The organism is Enterobacter cloacae complex sp. HYC003_NIDB, assembly GCF_056673375.1.
Map to the genome: position 1 here is coordinate 4,105,461 of NZ_CP114220.1, position 16,529 is coordinate 4,121,989.

Consider the following 16,529-nt stretch of genomic DNA (forward strand, 5'->3'; position numbering starts at 1 on the left):
GCCCGTCTTTTACTTTTCTTGTAGCAATGAGTGTAGACAGTTACCACCCCGACTTAAAGGGGTCATCTTACGCTTCAAAGTAAATCGCAAGTATTGGCAATCATCACCACCTTAACAGCGATTACGGCGCTAAAGAAAGAAAACGACGCGTACGACAAATTCATGCCGCAAAATAATAGTAACAACTCATATTGCCAACAGATATTTTTAGAGGACCTTAAGTCATTCTTTAATAAAACAGTCTGTACATAACCCATTGAAAAAATAATAATTTTACGCTCTTTGTTTTGAGCTCATTATTTAGGCGGTCGATATACGTTTCACACACGTGTCGAATATTCCTTCTCACTCAAATGGATGTGTACATGAGCAACAAACCCTCCCAATTAAATAATACAACCAAAACTCTGGGAAAGATATTTCCTGCCTTGTTGATATGCACCCCTGCGGTTGCGTTTTCTGCAACGATTGACCAATCAACTTCTGTTCCTCAAGATTTCTCAGCCGATGCTGAATATGTTATTAATAAAGACGTGACGATATCTTCCGCAGATAGTGAAGCGGCGGTATCTGTCACTGGGTTTACTACCACTAACGCCACTAATAATGGGAATATTTCTGGCACGGGAAATGGCCTGAATATAAATACTGGTGTACAGCGCATTGTAATTAATAACGACATAGGCGCAACCATTTCCTCCACCACCGCGAATGCGGTGAATATTCAGTCAGCACTCGGTGATTTTAATAATAGTGGAAACATTACTGGCTCGTAAAATGGCATTTTTGTCAGTGAAAACTCCTCCGCAGTAAATATTACCAATACCAGCACCGGAACGATAAAAGGAAAAACAGGTCTTAGTACTCAGGTTGGTATTGGCATTAATAACAGTGGCGAAATTATTGGTACAAACGGTGATGCCATTACGGCAAATGATGGCAACACTAAGATTTTTAACAGTGCCACTGTGCAGGGAACCCAGTACGGAATCAATGTAAAAGATACAGCAAAATTAGATATCAAAAATAGCGGAACGATTAGTGGTGAAACAAACGCTATTATGTTTGCCAGCGATAAAAATAACACGCTACTGCTCGACACTGGCTCCAACCTCATCGGTGACGTAATATCCACAAATTCCAGAGGAAATACCCTGACGTTGATCGGCACGGGTTCGGAAGACAGTAACTTTGTTGGTCTGAATGAAGACGACGGCTTTGCCAGCGTCACAATGAACGGCGAAAATTGGGCGCTGTCGGGCGATCTCGATATTATTGGCTCTGGCGATTCCTTGCTGATAGACACGGGCGCGTTAACCCTGTCAGGCGCGGTATCGAATACCGGTAATACACGGGTGGCCAAAGATGCTTCGTTGCAACTGGGCGATGGCGAAAAAACCGCGACCCTCAGCGGTGGGCTCACCAACAACGGTACCGTCATTTTTAACCAGGGAAGCGATTTCACTTTCGCCACCGACATGACCGGTAGCGGTAACGTCGAAAAAGTCGATTCCAACACCCTGACCCTGACGGGCAAAAATAGCTATACAGGGGATACGGTTCTGCACGGCGGTACCACGCTGGTCTCCACCGGCGCAACGCTCGGCGTCAAGGGCAGTAACGCCACCGTTACCGTTGAAAATGGCGCGACCTTTGCCACCGCAGGCGAAGTGAACAACAACATCGAGGTTCTTAGCGGCGGTACGCTGGCGGCATGGAATGCAGTCCAGGGTAACTCCACGCTCAGCGCTTCCGGCGTCGATACCATCAACGGCAACGTGACTAATGGCGGCACGCTGTTACTCAGTGCGGCTAATAATAGCGTTGGCAATAATTTTACGATTAATGGCGACTACACCGGCTCTGACGGTAGCCAGATCGTGATGAACAGCACCCTGGGTGAAGATAATTCACCAACTGATCACCTCACTATTACGGGCAGCAGCTTCGGTCAGTCCGGCATCAGCATCACCAACATTGGCGGCGCAGGCGCGCAAACCATTAACGGTATGGAAATTGTCAGCATCGGCGGCAGTTCCGAAGCCCAACTGACGCTGGCAAAACCGGTCGTTGCAGGCGCCTGGGAATATAGCCTCTACCAGCACAGTGACGGCAACTGGTATCTGGAATCAAAGGCGACGCCTTCTGATGAGCCTTCCGATGACACCGATGACGGTGGCAATACCGATGACGGTGGCAATACCGATGACGGTGGCAATACTGATGATGGCGGTAATACCGATGATGGTGGTAATACCGATGATGGTGGCAACACCGACAACGGCGGCAGCACCGACAACGGCGGCAACACCGATGATGGTGGCAACACCGACAACGGCGGCAAAACCGACAACGGCGGCAACACCGATAACGGCGGCAGCACCGATAACGGCGGCAGCACCGATAATGGCAGCAACACTGACAACGGCGGTAATAATACGCCGGAAGTCATGGCACCTGAAGTGGGTGCTTACTTAGGTAACTACCTTGCCGCACAGAGCATGTTCCTGCATAAGCGTGACGATCGCGACCAGATCACCTTCCGCAATGAAGACGACCTGAACACCTGGATGTACGTTAAGGGTCGCTATCACGAGAACGATGCGGGTGGCGATAAAGTCAGCTACGACACCACCACCACCGTACTGCAAGTCGGCAGCGATTTCATGAGCAAGCCAATGGATAACGGTATCCTGCGTGCTGGCGGGATGTTCGGTGCAGGCCAGGCTAAGACCCACTCTGATGCGAAGCACAACGTACGTGACGCACAGAGTAAGGTTGATGGCTTCAATGTTGGGCTGTACGCCACCTGGCAGGAAGATCAGAAATTACGTCTGGGCAGCTACGTTGATACCTGGGCCGCTTACAGCTGGTACAACAACAACGTCACCAGCAATCGCAACGATGAAGACTACGATAGTGAAGGTTTCGCCGCGTCTGTTGAAGTCGGCCACGCGTGGATAATCCAGTCTGAAAATGAACGCACCTGGAAGATCGAGCCGCAGGCGCAGGTGATTTACAGCTATCTCGATCAGGAAAATCATACCGATCGCGACGGCGTACGCGTCACTACCCTGGACAATGACAGCGTCTTTGGTCGTCTCGGCGTTAAAGCAAGCTACTTCCAGCAGAAGGACGTCAAGGCCTGGCAGCCGTACGTTGCGGTTAACTGGTTGAAAGGTGCTGGTCAAAACGATCTGGCATTCAACGACGAGACCGTCAGCAACGATACGCCGGAAGATCGTGGTCAGTTAGAGTTGGGCTTAACCGGCAACCTGAACGAAACCACGACGATCTCCCTGCGTGCCAGCGGCGAGTGGGGTGAAAACAGCTATGCCGCCTACGGCGGTCATATTTTGTTAAACCATCGCTGGTAATCGATCATCCTGAAGCAAAAAAGCAGTGGCATGTGCCACTGCTTTTTTTTAGTTATCCAGCTCGCCCATTGATTTAACCTGGTCACGGTTAATCTGTTCAGTTTGACCGGTTTCGGCGTTTTTGTACGATACCAGACCGGTATCGTCATCCACCTGCGGTTTCCCGTCAGTAACAATCGTTTTGCCATCGGTGGTTTTTACGGCCTGATTGGACGAACAGCCCGCCACGGTGAACATTGCGGTGGCAGCCAGAACGGAAGCGATCAGTAGTTTATTTTGCATGGTGTTTTCCCTTGCTCTCAGTTGAATTTTCGTTATCGACCTAACTATTTTAGGCTAACTGACTGAAAGCGGATGAAAAACCAGAAGGTTCTTAAGATGGGAAAATTGCCCGGTAACCGGATGGCACCGGGCAATGTGTGTTACTTGCTAATCTGAGCGTGCATTTCCTGCACCGAAATCACCTTCTCGGTGGCATCCGCATTCAGCGCCATGGCCGTCGCGAAACCGCCGTTCAGGGTGGTGTCGTAATGCACTTTGTACTGGAGCGCGCTGCGGCGAATCAGCTTGGAGTCTTCAATCGCCTGGCGACCTGCGGTGGTATTAATGATGTAGGTGTACTCGCCATTCTTAATGCGGTCCTGAATGTGCGGACGACCTTCATGCACTTTGTTCACCAGACGCGGGTTGATACCCGCTTCACCCAACACAATCGCCGTACCGTGAGTGGCGTCCAGCTCGAAGCCCTGTTTCATCAGCTTGGCGGCCAGGTCAACCACGCGCTCTTTATCGCCTTCGCGAACGGAGAGCAGCGCACGGCCAGATTTTCTCATGGTGGAGCTACTGCCCAGCTGCGCTTTCGCAAACGCTTCTGCGAAGGTACGGCCAACGCCCATCACTTCCCCGGTAGAGCGCATCTCTGGCCCTAACAGCGGGTCAACGCCCGGGAATTTGTTGAACGGCAGTACCACCTCTTTCACCGAGTAGTAAGGCGGGATAATTTCTTTCGTGACGCCCTGCTGAGCCAGCGTCTGGCCGGCCATCACGCGCGCCGCCACTTTCGCCAGCGGAATACCGGTCGCTTTGGAGACGAACGGTACGGTACGCGCCGCACGCGGGTTGACTTCAATCAGATAGACTTCGTTGTCTTTTACCGCGAACTGAACGTTCATCAGGCCGCGAACCTGAAGCTCGAAGGCCAGCTTCTGCACCTGCTGGCGCATTACGTCCTGAATCTCCTGGCTCAGGGTGTACGCTGGCAGAGAACAGGCGGAGTCACCGGAGTGCACGCCCGCCTGCTCGATGTGCTCCATGATGCCGCCAATCAGCACCCTTTCGCCGTCGCAGATGGCATCCACGTCGACTTCAACCGCGTCGTCGAGGAAGCGGTCGAGCAGCACTGGCGCATCGTTGGAAACGCTCACCGCCGTCTGGAAGTAGCGACGCAGGTCCGCTTCGTCGTAGACGATTTCCATCGCGCGGCCGCCCAGTACGTAGGATGGACGCACCACCAGCGGGTAGCCGATCTCTTTCGCTTTCTCAACGGCCATTTCAATTGCGGTCACGGTGGCGTTCGCCGGCTGTTTCAGTTTGAGACGGTCAACCGCCTGCTGGAAACGCTCGCGGTCTTCCGCACGGTCAATCGCATCCGGGCTGGTGCCGATAACCGGCACACCTGCTGCTTCCAGCGCGCGCGCCAGCTTCAGCGGAGTCTGGCCGCCGTACTGCACGATCACGCCTTTTGGCTTCTCGATGCGCACGATTTCCAGCACGTCTTCCAGGGTGACCGGCTCGAAGTAGAGGCGGTCGGAAGTGTCGTAGTCGGTCGAGACGGTTTCCGGGTTACAGTTGACCATAATGGTCTCGTAACCGTCTTCGCGCAGCGCCAGTGAGGCGTGTACGCAGCAGTAGTCAAACTCGATGCCCTGGCCGATACGGTTTGGACCGCCGCCCAGCACCATAATCTTGTCGCGGTCGACGGACGGGTTCGCTTCGCACTCCTCTTCATAGGTGGAGTACATGTATGCGGTATCGGTCGAGAATTCAGCCGCACAGGTGTCCACGCGCTTGTAGACCGGGTGCAGGTCGTACTGGTCGCGCAGCTTGCGGATTTCCGCTTCACGCACGCCCGCCAGCTTAGCCAGACGCGCATCGGCGAAGCCTTTACGCTTCAACATGCGCAGGAAGTCTGCGTCCAGGCCGTTGATGCCCAGCTCCGCCACTTTCTCTTCCAGACGCACCAGCTCTTCAATTTGCACCAGGAACCAGCGGTCGATGTTAGTCAGGTTAAATACGCCGTCGACGGACAGGCCCGCGCGGAAGGCATCGGCGATGTACCAGATACGCTCTGCGCCCGCGTCTTTCAGCTCGCGGCGGATTTTGGTCAGCGCTTCCGGGTCGTCCAGGCTGACTTTCGGGTCAAAGCCGGTCGCGCCCACTTCCAGGCCGCGCAGTGCTTTTTGCAGGGATTCCTGCTGCGTGCGGCCAATCGCCATGACTTCACCAACGGATTTCATCTGGGTAGTCAGACGGTCGTTGGCACCGACGAATTTCTCGAAGTTAAAGCGTGGAATTTTGGTCACAACGTAGTCGATGGACGGTTCGAAGGACGCTGGCGTGCGGCCACCGGTGATATCGTTCATCAGCTCGTCAAGGGTGTAACCCACCGCCAGTTTCGCCGCCACTTTCGCAATCGGGAAGCCGGTGGCTTTGGAGGCCAGTGCGGAGGAACGGGACACGCGCGGGTTCATTTCGATAACAATCAGACGGCCGGTTTTCGGGTTCACCGAGAACTGCACGTTAGAGCCGCCGGTTTCCACGCCGATTTCACGCAGTACCGCCATCGAGGCGTTACGCATGATTTGGTACTCTTTGTCGGTCAGCGTCTGAGCTGGCGCAACGGTGATGGAGTCACCGGTGTGGATCCCCATCGCGTCGAAGTTTTCGATGGAGCAGACGATGATGCAGTTGTCGTTTTTATCACGCACCACTTCCATCTCGTACTCTTTCCAGCCAATCAGCGATTCATCAATCAGCAACTCTTTGGTTGGGGAGAGATCCAGGCCGCGCTCGCAAATTTCTTCAAACTCTTCGCGGTTGTAGGCAATGCCGCCGCCGGTGCCACCCATGGTGAAGGAAGGGCGGATGATGCACGGATAACCCACTTCAGCCGCAACGGCCAGCGCTTCTTCCATATTGTGCGCGATACCGGAACGTGCGGTATCAAGGCCAATTTTTTTCATTGCCACGTCGAAGCGGCGACGGTCTTCTGCTTTATCAATCGCGTCGGCGGTCGCACCGATCATGGTCACGCCGAACTCTTCCAGCACGCCCTGACGCTCCAGCTCCAGCGCACAGTTCAGCGCCGTCTGGCCGCCCATGGTCGGCAGCACCGCGTCCGGACGCTCTTTCTCGATAATTTTGCGTACCACTTCCCAGTGAATCGGCTCGATGTAGGTCGCATCCGCCATTTCCGGGTCGGTCATGATGGTGGCCGGGTTAGAGTTTACCAGGATGACACGGTAACCCTCTTCACGCAGGGCTTTACACGCCTGCGCACCGGAGTAGTCGAATTCGCAGGCCTGGCCGATGACAATCGGGCCAGCGCCAAGGATCAGGATGCTTTTTATGTCTGTACGTTTTGGCATGGTCTTCTCAGCTCCTGATTATTTAGCGGTCTTACGGTATTGCTCGATAAGTTCGATGAAGTGATCGAACAGCGGCGCGGCATCGTGTGGGCCCGGGCTGGCTTCAGGGTGGCCCTGGAAGCTGAACGCAGGCTTATCGGTGCGATGGATACCCTGCAAGGTACCATCGAACAGTGACTTATGCGTCACGCGCAGGTTAGCTGGCATCGTTGCTTCATCCACAGCGAAGCCGTGGTTCTGCGCGGTGATCATCACCGTGTTGTTGTCGATATCTTTCACCGGGTGGTTACCACCGTGGTGGCCAAACTTCATCTTGACGGTGTTCGCTCCGCTCGCCAGCGCCAGCAGCTGATGGCCGAGACAGATGCCGAATACCGGGATGTCGGTTTCAAGGAAGGACTTGATGGCGTCGATAGCGTAGTCGCACGGCGCCGGGTCGCCAGGACCGTTTGAGAGGAAGATGCCGTCCGGGTTCATCTTCAGAACATCTTCAGCAGAGGTTTTCGCCGGAACCACCGTCAGGCGGCAGCCACGGTCAACCAGCATACGCAGGATGTTGCGCTTGGCGCCAAAATCGTAGGCCACCACGTGGAACGGCAGCTCGCTTTCCGGTTTCGCTTCCGGCAGGTCGCCTTCCAGCGTCCAGCTTCCCTGCGTCCAGCTGTAGGCTTCAGCGGTGGTCACTTCTTTCGCCAGGTCCATACCGTTCAGTCCCGGGAAGGCTTTCGCTTTTTCCAGCGCCAGCGTCGCATCGAGGTTATCCCCTGCGATGATACAACCGTTTTGTGCACCCTTCTCGCGCAGCAGACGCGTCAGCTTACGGGTATCGATATCGGCAATCGCCACAATGTTGTGGCGCTTCAGGTAAGAAGAGAGGTCTTCGGTGTTGCGGAAGTTGCTGGCAATCAGCGGCAGGTCGCGAATGACCAGGCCTTGCGCATGTACCTGAGAGGATTCTTCGTCAGCCGCATTGGTGCCGACATTGCCGATATGAGGATAAGTAAGAGTAACGATTTGGCGAGAATAGGAAGGATCAGTGAGGATTTCTTGATAACCGGTCATTGAAGTATTGAAAACGACTTCCCCAACCGCCGAACCCGTTGCCCCTATGGCCCGACCGATAAACTGGGTTCCGTCTTCCAGAACCAATAGCGCTGACTTAATCAAAACACCCTCCAGAGAATATTCACTCACTTTATTTGCATATTAATTCATAACCATGTCATGGATCAATGCAAATGTGTTGCCAGCGGATTTTTGGCAAACGGCGGCATTCTGGGGATTTGCCATGTAAAAGTCAACTTAAAACGGGAGTTTTGTATATTCTTTTGCAAGCCTGGCGGTCTGAACTCAGATTAAGCGGCAAAAAGATCAACTAAATCACTGTGGAAACCGCTTGCGTATGCTGTTTAATAGAAAGGAACGTCTTGCAGGAATAAAAAGTGGACCAAATGGTCAAAATTTACAGTTCAGCAACAGAAATTATCGACAAAACACTTACTTTAAATCAGTTAGACACAATAAACACCCAAAACAGACAAAATAAAAGGGCAATAAAATATTGCCCTATGCAATCAAGTAATTACGACTGCAATAACCACATCACGAAGGGTAATAATGCTTACAAATTGTTGAGTTCGAGGACATCTCGCATATCAAAAAGACCATTACGCTTACCTTTCAGCCACAATGCCGAACGTACCGCCCCGTTTGCAAATGTCATGCGGCTGGATGCTTTATGAGTGATTTCGATCCTTTCGCCAATATCGGCGAACATAGCGGTATGTTCACCGACGATATCACCTGCGCGAACGGTGGCAAACCCAATGGTGCCAGGCACGCGCTCGCCAGTGTGGCCTTCGCGAGAATAGACCGCGATGTCTTTCAAATCTTTATCCATTGCACACGCAATCGCTTCGCCCATTGCCAGCGCCGTGCCTGACGGAGCATCGACTTTGTGGCGATGGTGCGCTTCGACGATTTCAATGTCGGTGTAGTCGCCCATCACCTTCGCCGCCTTCTCCAGCAGTTTCAGCATGACGTTTACCCCCACGCTAAAGTTTGCCGCAAAGACAATCGCAATCTCAGTGGACGCATCCTGAATGGCTTGCTTACCGGCCTCGTCAAAACCGGTGGTGCCAATCACCATCCCTTTACCGTGCTGACGGCAAAACGCCAGGTGAGCCAACGTGCCTTCAGGGCGGGTAAAATCGATAAACACGTCAAAGTCTTCTTTCACCGCCTCAAGGCTGCTCTGCACGGTAACGCCCGTCTGACCTGCGCCCGCCAGCTCGCCTGCATCGGCTCCCAAAAGCGATGAACCTTCACGCTCCAGCGCCGCGCCAAGCGCCACGCCATCCATCTGTAGTGCCGCCTGAATCAGCTGACGGCCCATACGTCCACCCGCGCCCGCAATGGCGACGCGGATCTGTGCATCATGCATAGTTATTCTCTTACGTTAAAATGATGTAAATCGTTTTCAGATTAACCAGCCTTTGCACAGGCTGCCACAGAAAACGCCGATAATTAGAATTTAATGATAAACAGGGTGAGATATCAGTGAAAGACATGATCGTCAGCGAAAACCACATGATTCCCGCACCACCAGCGCAGGCGGCAGAATGATGCGTTTGGCGGGTTCGTCGTTGCCCTGTATGCGGCTGTAAAGTAACTCCCCTGCCTTACGACCAATCTCTTTCGCCGCCACCGATACGGTGGTCAATGCGGGCTGCACCAGAGCCGCTTCGGTAATATCATCGAAACCGACCAGCGCAAAATCACGTCCCGGCTCACGGCCCATCTTGCGTAAGCTTTGCATCACCCCCAGCGCCACAACATCCTGATAGCAAATTGCCGCACTGATGTGTGGATGCTCGAGAAGTAACGCCTCTGCCACGCGCGCGCCGTCGCTTTGGCTGGCGTGAGAGGTTCTGATCCAGGCAGGATTCGGCGTCACGCCGTACTCCAGCAGCTTGCTGGTAAAGCCCCCGATACGCTGCGCCCGAGAGCCCGAATTCTGGCTCCCTCCAATGAACGCAATGTGCCGATGGCCCATTCTGAGCAGATGCTCCGTCGCCATCTGCGTGCCTAAGAAGTTATCCGTTCCGACAAAATCAAAATCCGGATCGTTCAGCGGTCGCACAACCATGATAGCCGGAATATTGCGCCGCTTCAGACCCTCAAAAAAGGCCTGGGGCGTTTCCCGAGCCGCACACAGCACCATACCGCCGACGTTATTACGCATCAGTGAATCAACAAATTTTTGCTGTCGCTCTGCCGATTCCTCGCTATTCGCCAGAAAAAGCATCAGCTCGTGGCGCTCCATTTCATGACTTAGCCCTGCCGTCATCTCGCTGTAAAAAGGGTTGGTGATATCGTGCAAGAGCAGCCCGACCTGGTTACTGCTGCGGTTACGTAAATTGGCTGCCGTCTGGTTATAGACATAGCCGGATTCATCCAGCGCCTTAAGCACACGTTCGCGCGTGCTTTGCGAAATGCGGCCTTTGTTGCAGAGCACCATCGAGACCGTCGCCGTTGACACGCCGGCGCGTTTCGCGACATCGGCCAGTGTAATTCCCGTCATGTTGTCTCCTTCATCATCACTACAGGTTAATCGAATAACCTGTTTTTTGCATTTTTCCCTGTGAGACTCTTCACATTACCGCTGTTGTTCTGGATTCGATTCGCATTTATGGCGGGTTAATCGCGTTAACCACTCTTCTCAAATACGGTTAATCGAATAACCTTAAATAACGATTACGGAGGATACAATGACAACCTACGACAAATTCCCCACGGTGGCGATACAGGGTTTTGATGACAGCGCCTGGCAAGGCTGGGAAGCAATAACCCGCGTTCTTGAGTCAAAAACCCAACAGCGCAGCCGCACGGTGCTGGTGATTGACTGCTATCCGGGCGTGCGCATGACCGAGCTTGAAGAGAACGTGCTGCCGCGTCTACGCCCGACGCTGGCGATCAATGCTGAACAGGCGCGACGGGATGAGTGTGCCATTCATGAGATGCTGGCACGCAACCTCACAGACGATCGCGTCTTTGGCGTTCTCTCCTGCCACCAGCTTGGAGAGTTTTTCGATCCCGCGCGTCTGGAGGCTTTGCAGGTTCGGGTGAGCCAGTGTTCTGGGGGGCTGATTGTGATCTACGGTCCCGGTGCGACGCTTGTCCATCCGGGTGATGTGCTGGTGTATGCCGATCTGCCGCGCTGGGAGATCCAGCAGCGTATGCGCCGGGGTGAGACTGGGAACTGGGGCGCAGATAATCAGCAGGAAGATATGCTTCGTCGCTACAAGCGCGCCTTTTTTGTCGAATGGCGCGTCTTCGATCGCCACAAAACGCCGCTGCTCAGGCGCACCGATTTTTTACTGGATACAACCCAGACGAACCAGCCCGCGATGGTCAGCGGCGAGGCCCTGCGAGCCGGGCTGAAGCAAACTACCACCCAGCCTTTCCGCGTGGCGCCCTTTTTCGATCCTGGCGTCTGGGGCGGCCAGTGGATGAAACAGCAATTCGATCTCGATCCCTCTGCACCCAATTACGCGTGGTGTTTTGACTGCGTGCCCGAGGAGAACAGCCTGTTACTGCGTTTTGGCGCAGTGCGGATCGAGATCCCCTCTCAGGATCTGGTTTTGCTTGAGCCCCGTGCTCTGCTGGGCGAGAAAGTTCACGCACGTTTCGGCGCGGAATTCCCGATCCGTTTTGACTTCCTCGACACCATGGGTGGCCAGAATCTGAGCTTCCAGGTCCACCCCATTACCGAGTACATCCAGCAGCAGTTTGGGATGCACTATACCCAGGATGAGAGTTATTACATTCTGGAAGCGGAGCCGGGTGCCGTCGTCTATCTGGGGACCAAAACCGGCACAGACCCTGAGGCCATGATGGACGATCTCAGGCGCGCGGGTCGCGGTGAAAAACCGTTTGATGACGACCGCTTCGTTAATCAGATCCCGGCAAAAAAGCACGATCATTTCCTGATCCCGGCTGGGACGGTGCACTGCTCCGGCGCGGGTACCATGGTGCTGGAGATCAGCGCTACGCCGTATATTTTCACCTTCAAACTGTGGGACTGGGGCCGCCTGGGCCTGGACGGGCTGCCGCGCCCGGTACACCTGGAGCACGGTGAAAAGGTGATCGACTGGCAGCGCGACGCGCAGTGGGTTCATCAGCATCTGGTGAATCAGTTCGAACCTGTCGCGGAAGGAAACGGCTGGCGTGAAGAGCGTACTGGCCTGCACGAGCGTGAATTTATCGAAACCCGCCGCCACTGGTTTAGCGAACCCGTTTTGCACCACACCGGCGGCGGTGTGAACGTGCTGAATCTGGTAGAGGGCGACGAAGCAATTGTCGACAGCCCAACCGGTGCATTTGAGCCGTTTACCGTCCATTACGCCGAAACCTTCATCATTCCGGCAAGCGTAGGTGACTATCGCATTTCACCTTCAGCCCGTGCTTCCGGACACCCCCTCGCGACTATCAAAGCCTGGGTAAGGAGCTAACGATGATTCATTTTATTGTCGCCACTCATGGGCCGTTAGCCGCCGCGCTGCTGGAGAGCGGCCGGATGGTATACGGCGAGCTCCCCGGCGTACACGCCATTTGTCTGACCGAACAGGCGGGAATAGAGGGCTTCCGGCAGGATTTCATCTCCACACTGGAAGCGGCAAGCGTCAACGCTGACGGCGTGCTGGTGCTGTGCGACATGCAAAGCGGCACGCCGTGGAACGTGGCCTGTGAGGCCGCGCTTAACCCATATACGCAGCCGCCGGTCGCCGTGGTGGCTGGAGTCAACTTCCCGATGCTGCTGCAAACCGAAGAGGTGATGATGGCTCGCGATGTTCATCAGGCTGCCGGGCAGCTTATCGAACTTACTCTGCCGACGCTGGTACAGGCGAAACCGGCAGATACTGCACAGACAGACGATTTTTAAGGAGCCGCATATGAGTATTTCTTTTGTACGCATTGACGATCGCGTGATCCACGGGCAGCTCATTACACGCTGGGCCAGGGAGCTGCCCTGCGACGGCATCGTTGCCATTGACGATGCCGTTGCGGCCGATCCGCTGTTATCGTCGGTCATGAAAGGGGCCGTATCAGATACCAAAGTGTGGCTGTTCGATACGGCAACCGCGATCGAAAAACTGCCAAAAGTGATTGCCAGCGAAAAGCGCTATTTCGTGATTGGCAAATCTCCACTCACGCTACAGCGCATTGAGCAGGCGGGCATTAGCCTGAAAAACAGCAATGGAAAAATTAACGTGGGCCCGATGAGCGCCCGGGCTAACACGATCACCATCGGCCCGAATCAATCGGTAACCCAGGATGAAGCGGCGGCGTTCGAGTGGCTGACCGGGCAGGGACACGCGATTGAATTCCGCCTGGTTCCTGATGCCAGTTTTTATACCTGGCAGGATGCCAGACAAAAGCTGAAATAAGGAGCAGATCATGATTATCGAAGCGGCTTTAATTGGCCTGCTGTGTTATCTGGGCGCACTCAGTAGTCCGTGGCTTTTAGGGCTGACGGGCGGCTGGTATCTCATCTCCCGACCGCTCATTTCCGGGATGCTGGTTGGCCTGATACTGGGCGATATCAAAACCGGGATTATGATTGGCGTAGCGGTGCAGGCGGTTTATATCGCAATGGTGACACCCGGCGGCTCGATGCCAGCAGATTTAAACTTTGTGGCTTATCCGGCCATTGCACTGGGAATACTTTCCGGCAAAGGACCTGAGGTTGCCGTCGCGCTGGCGGCGACTATTGGGATCGCCGGAACCATTCTCTTCAATGCGATGATGGTGCTGAACTCCTTCTGGAACCATCGTGCGGATGTGGCGCTGGAGAACGGCGACGAGCGCGGGATCTACCTCAACAGCGCCATCTGGCCGCAGGCGATGAATTTTGTGCTGCGCTTTGTGCCTACCTTTATCGCCGTCTTTTTTGGCGCACAGTACATTAGCGGGTTTATGGACAGCCTGCCGCACATCGTCCTCTCCACCATGAATGTGCTGGGCGGCATTTTGCCCGCCGTCGGTATTGCCATCCTGCTTAAGCAGATCATCAAAAGCTATACCATGCTTATCTACTTTCTGGTGGGCTTCGTCTGCATCGTTTTCCTGAAACTCAATATGGTCGCGCTGGTGATCGTGGGCGCCCTGCTGGCACTGATTCATTACAACTATAAACCCGAGGCACCGCAGGCCGTGGCTTCAGCACCTGTCCCTGACGACGAGGATGAATTCTGATGGAAGAACGTAAACTCACCCGCAAGGATCTGCGCCGCTGCTGGCGAGCGTGGATGATGCACAACCTCTCCTCAATGAGCTTTGAACGCCTTGAATCCTTCGGCTTTTGCCTGAGCATGCTGCCGGTCGCAAAAAAGCTCTATCCCGACCCGGTACAACGTACCGAGATGCTGCGCCGTCACGCGTCATTCTACAACACGGAGCCACAGATTGGCGCGATCGTTAACGGTATGGCGCTGGGGCTGGAGGAGAAAAAAGCCAACGGCGAGCCGATTGACGGTGAAACCATAAATACCCTGAAGGTAGGCCTGATGGGGCCAATTGCCGGGATCGGCGATTCGATGATCCCCGGCATGCTGATCCCGATCCTGCTTAGCATTGGGATGGCGCTGGCGGCAGGCGGAAATATCCTCGGTCCACTGTTTTATACCGTTGCCTGGCTGGCCATCATTATCCCTGGCTCCTGGTTCCTGTTTCTCAAAGGCTACCAGATGGGATCAGGCTCCGTGGAGATGCTGGTCAGCAGCAAATCTACCCGGCTACGGGAAGCGCTCTCGCTACTGGGCGTATTTGTCATGGGCGGCGTGGCGGCCAGCTACGTGAAGCTCGGCACCGGGCTGGAGTTCATCACCCGGGACGGGGTAAACATTCACGTTCAGCAGATGCTGGACGGTATTTTCCCGCAGCTGCTTCCGCTGGCGGTGGTGCTGGGGACCTGGTATCTGATGGCAAAACGCGGCGTGTCGCCGGTAAAAGCCATGATATTGCTGCTTATACTGGCAGCGCTTGGCGTGGCGTCCGGTTTGTTTGCAGGATAAGAAAACCGGGGCAATGCCCCGGCTTCTTTATGGATGGAAGTTATTCCACAGTTCTGCGACTTTATCCGGACGCGAAATAAACTGGAACCGTGCGGGGTCATCAATAAACTGCTGATAAACAGGCGCATCAGTAATGCCAAATTCCGGATAACTTCTCGGCGTAATCATCTGCAAGCGCCCTGGTCTGTAGTGACTGTTATGCTGCCAGACAATATGATTACCCTGAACTAAGGGATACCAGGCCAGACCTTTTCGCGCACGAACGGCCTCATACTCAAAGCCATATTCCCGATCGCACCACGCACCAAACGTCAGCGGCTCATTGGGCGAGGCCGAAATCGTCGCATGGCCCCATCCGGGAGGGACCAGTACCTTTTCACCCGGCCCCGCGAGTACCGCAAAACAACGTCCCGGATCGTCGTCCACATACTCCTGCATGTAGATAATCGCTTTACCCTGCCAGATTTCGTACAGCTCAGGGGGCGACCATCCGCTGTGCTGGCTAATACGGTGAACATGTCCCTGGCTGCGGACCGGCTCATCGCCAAGCGTGCCTGCCGCGTAGGTGACCACACCAAAAAGCAGCATGCGTTTTTCGAGCTCCGGCCTGTCCGCCAGACGCGCCACGTCCATCGCGATGGCATATACCTGTTCAGGCCCTTCGCAGTCCGGATTGCGCAGCGACGGGCGGATCTGATCCAGCGTTCTGATCTCCGGCATCGGCCCGGTAACATCCTCTCCGTAGCAAAAACCGAGCGGCTGGCGGGTGATGGTCATATCAAGGCCATAGTTAGCCATGGCGCACCTCGTAACCTTCCCCGGAGGCAAAGATCCGCAGGGTGAAGCCCTCTGCCAGCGCCGCATAGTCGTGTCCCGCAATGCTCGGCCAGACGGCAAGGGAGGATAGCGTCTCGTTGCCAGTGTTAATCAAACGATGCGCTGTAAAAGGAGGAATAATATGCACGGAGCCAGCCGTCACCTGCTCAAGCCGCGCGTCGCCTGCCTCCGTTTGCAGCAGCAACAAGCCACATCCGCGCAGGCCAAAATAGACCTCGCCCTGTTCGCGGCGCTGATGAAAATGACCGCGAGTCATAAAGAACTCATCGCCCACGTTACCCGCACGCAGGTGAGTTACCCCAACGAAGAGTGCCCCTTCCCCTACGGGCGAGCCCAGTACGTCTACGTCATACACACTTTTTTGAGGATTGCCGCACTTCCACGCCTCGCCGTCTGCGAAGATCCCAGGAAGATCCGCAAGACGAGTCGTTTTGCGGATAAGCGGCCCGCCGGCTAGCGCGCCGGTAGCCCACGTCAACTGAGGTGGCAAAAAGATGTCTGAATTCATATCGCTCTCCGGCCCGAGGAGAACAGCAATATCATGATGGCAGATTAAACGATTAACCTAGTGATAAAAGCGTCAATATTGATGG

General features: G+C 54.7%; 14 protein-coding genes. 7 read left to right on the forward strand and 7 right to left on the reverse strand.

Annotated features, from left to right (window positions below):
• Nucleotides 1-365 precede the first annotated feature (365 nt).
• A complete protein-coding gene (locus O1722_RS19650; RefSeq protein ID WP_033486737.1) occupies nt 366-776 on the forward strand; it encodes a hypothetical protein in 411 nt (136 codons plus the stop codon).
• A 6-nt stretch (nt 777-782) separates the two neighbouring features.
• Nucleotides 783-3,377 (forward strand): autotransporter family protein, encoded by a 2,595-nt coding sequence (locus O1722_RS19655; protein WP_223230153.1) that lies wholly within the window; start codon nt 783-785, stop codon nt 3,375-3,377.
• A 48-nt stretch (nt 3,378-3,425) separates the two neighbouring features.
• Here O1722_RS19655 and O1722_RS19660 read toward each other — a convergent pair whose 3' ends face one another.
• From O1722_RS19660 to O1722_RS19680, 5 genes are all read right to left on the reverse strand, one after another.
• The gene (locus O1722_RS19660) at nt 3,426-3,659 is read right to left on the reverse strand and encodes a YgdI/YgdR family lipoprotein (RefSeq protein WP_003856439.1); all 234 of its coding nucleotides are present in this window, start codon (nt 3,657-3,659) and stop codon (nt 3,426-3,428) included.
• Nucleotides 3,660-3,799: 140 nt separating this feature from the next.
• On the reverse strand, nt 3,800-7,024 hold the full coding sequence (gene carB / locus O1722_RS19665; protein ID WP_033486735.1) for a carbamoyl-phosphate synthase large subunit: 3,225 nt from the start codon (nt 7,022-7,024) through the stop codon (nt 3,800-3,802).
• An 18-nt stretch (nt 7,025-7,042) separates the two neighbouring features.
• A complete protein-coding gene (carA, locus tag O1722_RS19670) occupies nt 7,043-8,191 on the reverse strand; it encodes a glutamine-hydrolyzing carbamoyl-phosphate synthase small subunit (protein WP_023295905.1) in 1,149 nt (382 codons plus the stop codon).
• A 454-nt stretch (nt 8,192-8,645) separates the two neighbouring features.
• Nucleotides 8,646-9,467, reverse strand: a complete 822-nt coding sequence (gene dapB / locus O1722_RS19675; RefSeq protein WP_032671442.1) for a 4-hydroxy-tetrahydrodipicolinate reductase — start codon at nt 9,465-9,467, stop codon at nt 8,646-8,648.
• Between the two features lie 132 nt (nt 9,468-9,599).
• Entirely contained in the window at nt 9,600-10,607 is a 1,008-nt protein-coding gene (locus tag O1722_RS19680) for a LacI family DNA-binding transcriptional regulator (RefSeq protein WP_015572642.1), read from the reverse strand.
• A 187-nt stretch (nt 10,608-10,794) separates the two neighbouring features.
• Here O1722_RS19680 and O1722_RS19685 point away from each other — a divergent pair, with 187 nt between their 5' ends.
• The 5 genes from O1722_RS19685 to O1722_RS19705 are packed head-to-tail and all read left to right on the forward strand — an operon-like array spanning nt 10,795 to nt 15,099.
• A complete protein-coding gene (locus O1722_RS19685) occupies nt 10,795-12,537 on the forward strand; it encodes a class I mannose-6-phosphate isomerase (protein WP_017694537.1) in 1,743 nt (580 codons plus the stop codon).
• A gap of 2 nt (nt 12,538-12,539) precedes the next feature.
• On the forward strand, nt 12,540-12,968 hold the full coding sequence (locus O1722_RS19690) for a PTS sugar transporter subunit IIA (RefSeq protein WP_033486734.1): 429 nt from the start codon (nt 12,540-12,542) through the stop codon (nt 12,966-12,968).
• Nucleotides 12,969-12,978: 10 nt separating this feature from the next.
• Nucleotides 12,979-13,473, forward strand: a complete 495-nt coding sequence (locus O1722_RS19695) for a PTS sugar transporter subunit IIB (RefSeq protein ID WP_015572639.1) — start codon at nt 12,979-12,981, stop codon at nt 13,471-13,473.
• 10 nt (nt 13,474-13,483) lie between these two features.
• The gene (locus tag O1722_RS19700) at nt 13,484-14,281 is read left to right on the forward strand and encodes a PTS mannose/fructose/sorbose/N-acetylgalactosamine transporter subunit IIC (RefSeq protein ID WP_015572638.1); all 798 of its coding nucleotides are present in this window, start codon (nt 13,484-13,486) and stop codon (nt 14,279-14,281) included.
• Nucleotides 14,281-15,099, forward strand: a complete 819-nt coding sequence (locus tag O1722_RS19705; protein WP_015572637.1) for a PTS system mannose/fructose/sorbose family transporter subunit IID — start codon at nt 14,281-14,283, stop codon at nt 15,097-15,099. The genes O1722_RS19700 and O1722_RS19705 overlap by 1 nt, the downstream gene beginning before the upstream one ends.
• A gap of 27 nt (nt 15,100-15,126) precedes the next feature.
• On the opposite strand, the gene O1722_RS19710 is transcribed toward O1722_RS19705, so the two are convergent.
• Together O1722_RS19710 and O1722_RS19715 are read right to left on the reverse strand one after the other, a co-directional pair.
• Nucleotides 15,127-15,897, reverse strand: a complete 771-nt coding sequence (locus O1722_RS19710) for a glucose-6-phosphate isomerase family protein (protein ID WP_015572636.1) — start codon at nt 15,895-15,897, stop codon at nt 15,127-15,129.
• A complete protein-coding gene (locus O1722_RS19715) occupies nt 15,890-16,444 on the reverse strand; it encodes a glucose-6-phosphate isomerase family protein (RefSeq protein ID WP_017383813.1) in 555 nt (184 codons plus the stop codon). Before O1722_RS19715 ends, O1722_RS19710 begins: the two co-directional genes overlap by 8 nt.
• Nucleotides 16,445-16,529: the final 85 nt, after the last annotated feature.

Bases quoted from the DNA above. Each gene is read 5' to 3' on its own strand.
- O1722_RS19660 (WP_003856439.1), bottom strand. From the start codon at position 3,659: ATGCAAAATAAACTACTGATCGCTTCCGTTCTGGCTGCCACCGCAATG.
- O1722_RS19715 (WP_017383813.1), bottom strand. From the start codon at position 16,444: ATGAATTCAGACATCTTTTTGCCACCTCAGTTGACGTGGGCTACCGGC.
- O1722_RS19690 (WP_033486734.1), top strand. From the start codon at position 12,540: ATGATTCATTTTATTGTCGCCACTCATGGGCCGTTAGCCGCCGCGCTG.
- O1722_RS19710 (WP_015572636.1), bottom strand. From the start codon at position 15,897: ATGGCTAACTATGGCCTTGATATGACCATCACCCGCCAGCCGCTCGGT.
- O1722_RS19685 (WP_017694537.1), top strand. From the start codon at position 10,795: ATGACAACCTACGACAAATTCCCCACGGTGGCGATACAGGGTTTTGAT.
- O1722_RS19695 (WP_015572639.1), top strand. From the start codon at position 12,979: ATGAGTATTTCTTTTGTACGCATTGACGATCGCGTGATCCACGGGCAG.
- O1722_RS19680 (WP_015572642.1), bottom strand. From the start codon at position 10,607: ATGACGGGAATTACACTGGCCGATGTCGCGAAACGCGCCGGCGTGTCA.
- O1722_RS19700 (WP_015572638.1), top strand. From the start codon at position 13,484: ATGATTATCGAAGCGGCTTTAATTGGCCTGCTGTGTTATCTGGGCGCA.
- O1722_RS19650 (WP_033486737.1), top strand. From the start codon at position 366: ATGAGCAACAAACCCTCCCAATTAAATAATACAACCAAAACTCTGGGA.
- dapB (WP_032671442.1), bottom strand. From the start codon at position 9,467: ATGCATGATGCACAGATCCGCGTCGCCATTGCGGGCGCGGGTGGACGT.
- carB (WP_033486735.1), bottom strand. From the start codon at position 7,024: ATGCCAAAACGTACAGACATAAAAAGCATCCTGATCCTTGGCGCTGGC.
- O1722_RS19705 (WP_015572637.1), top strand. From the start codon at position 14,281: ATGGAAGAACGTAAACTCACCCGCAAGGATCTGCGCCGCTGCTGGCGA.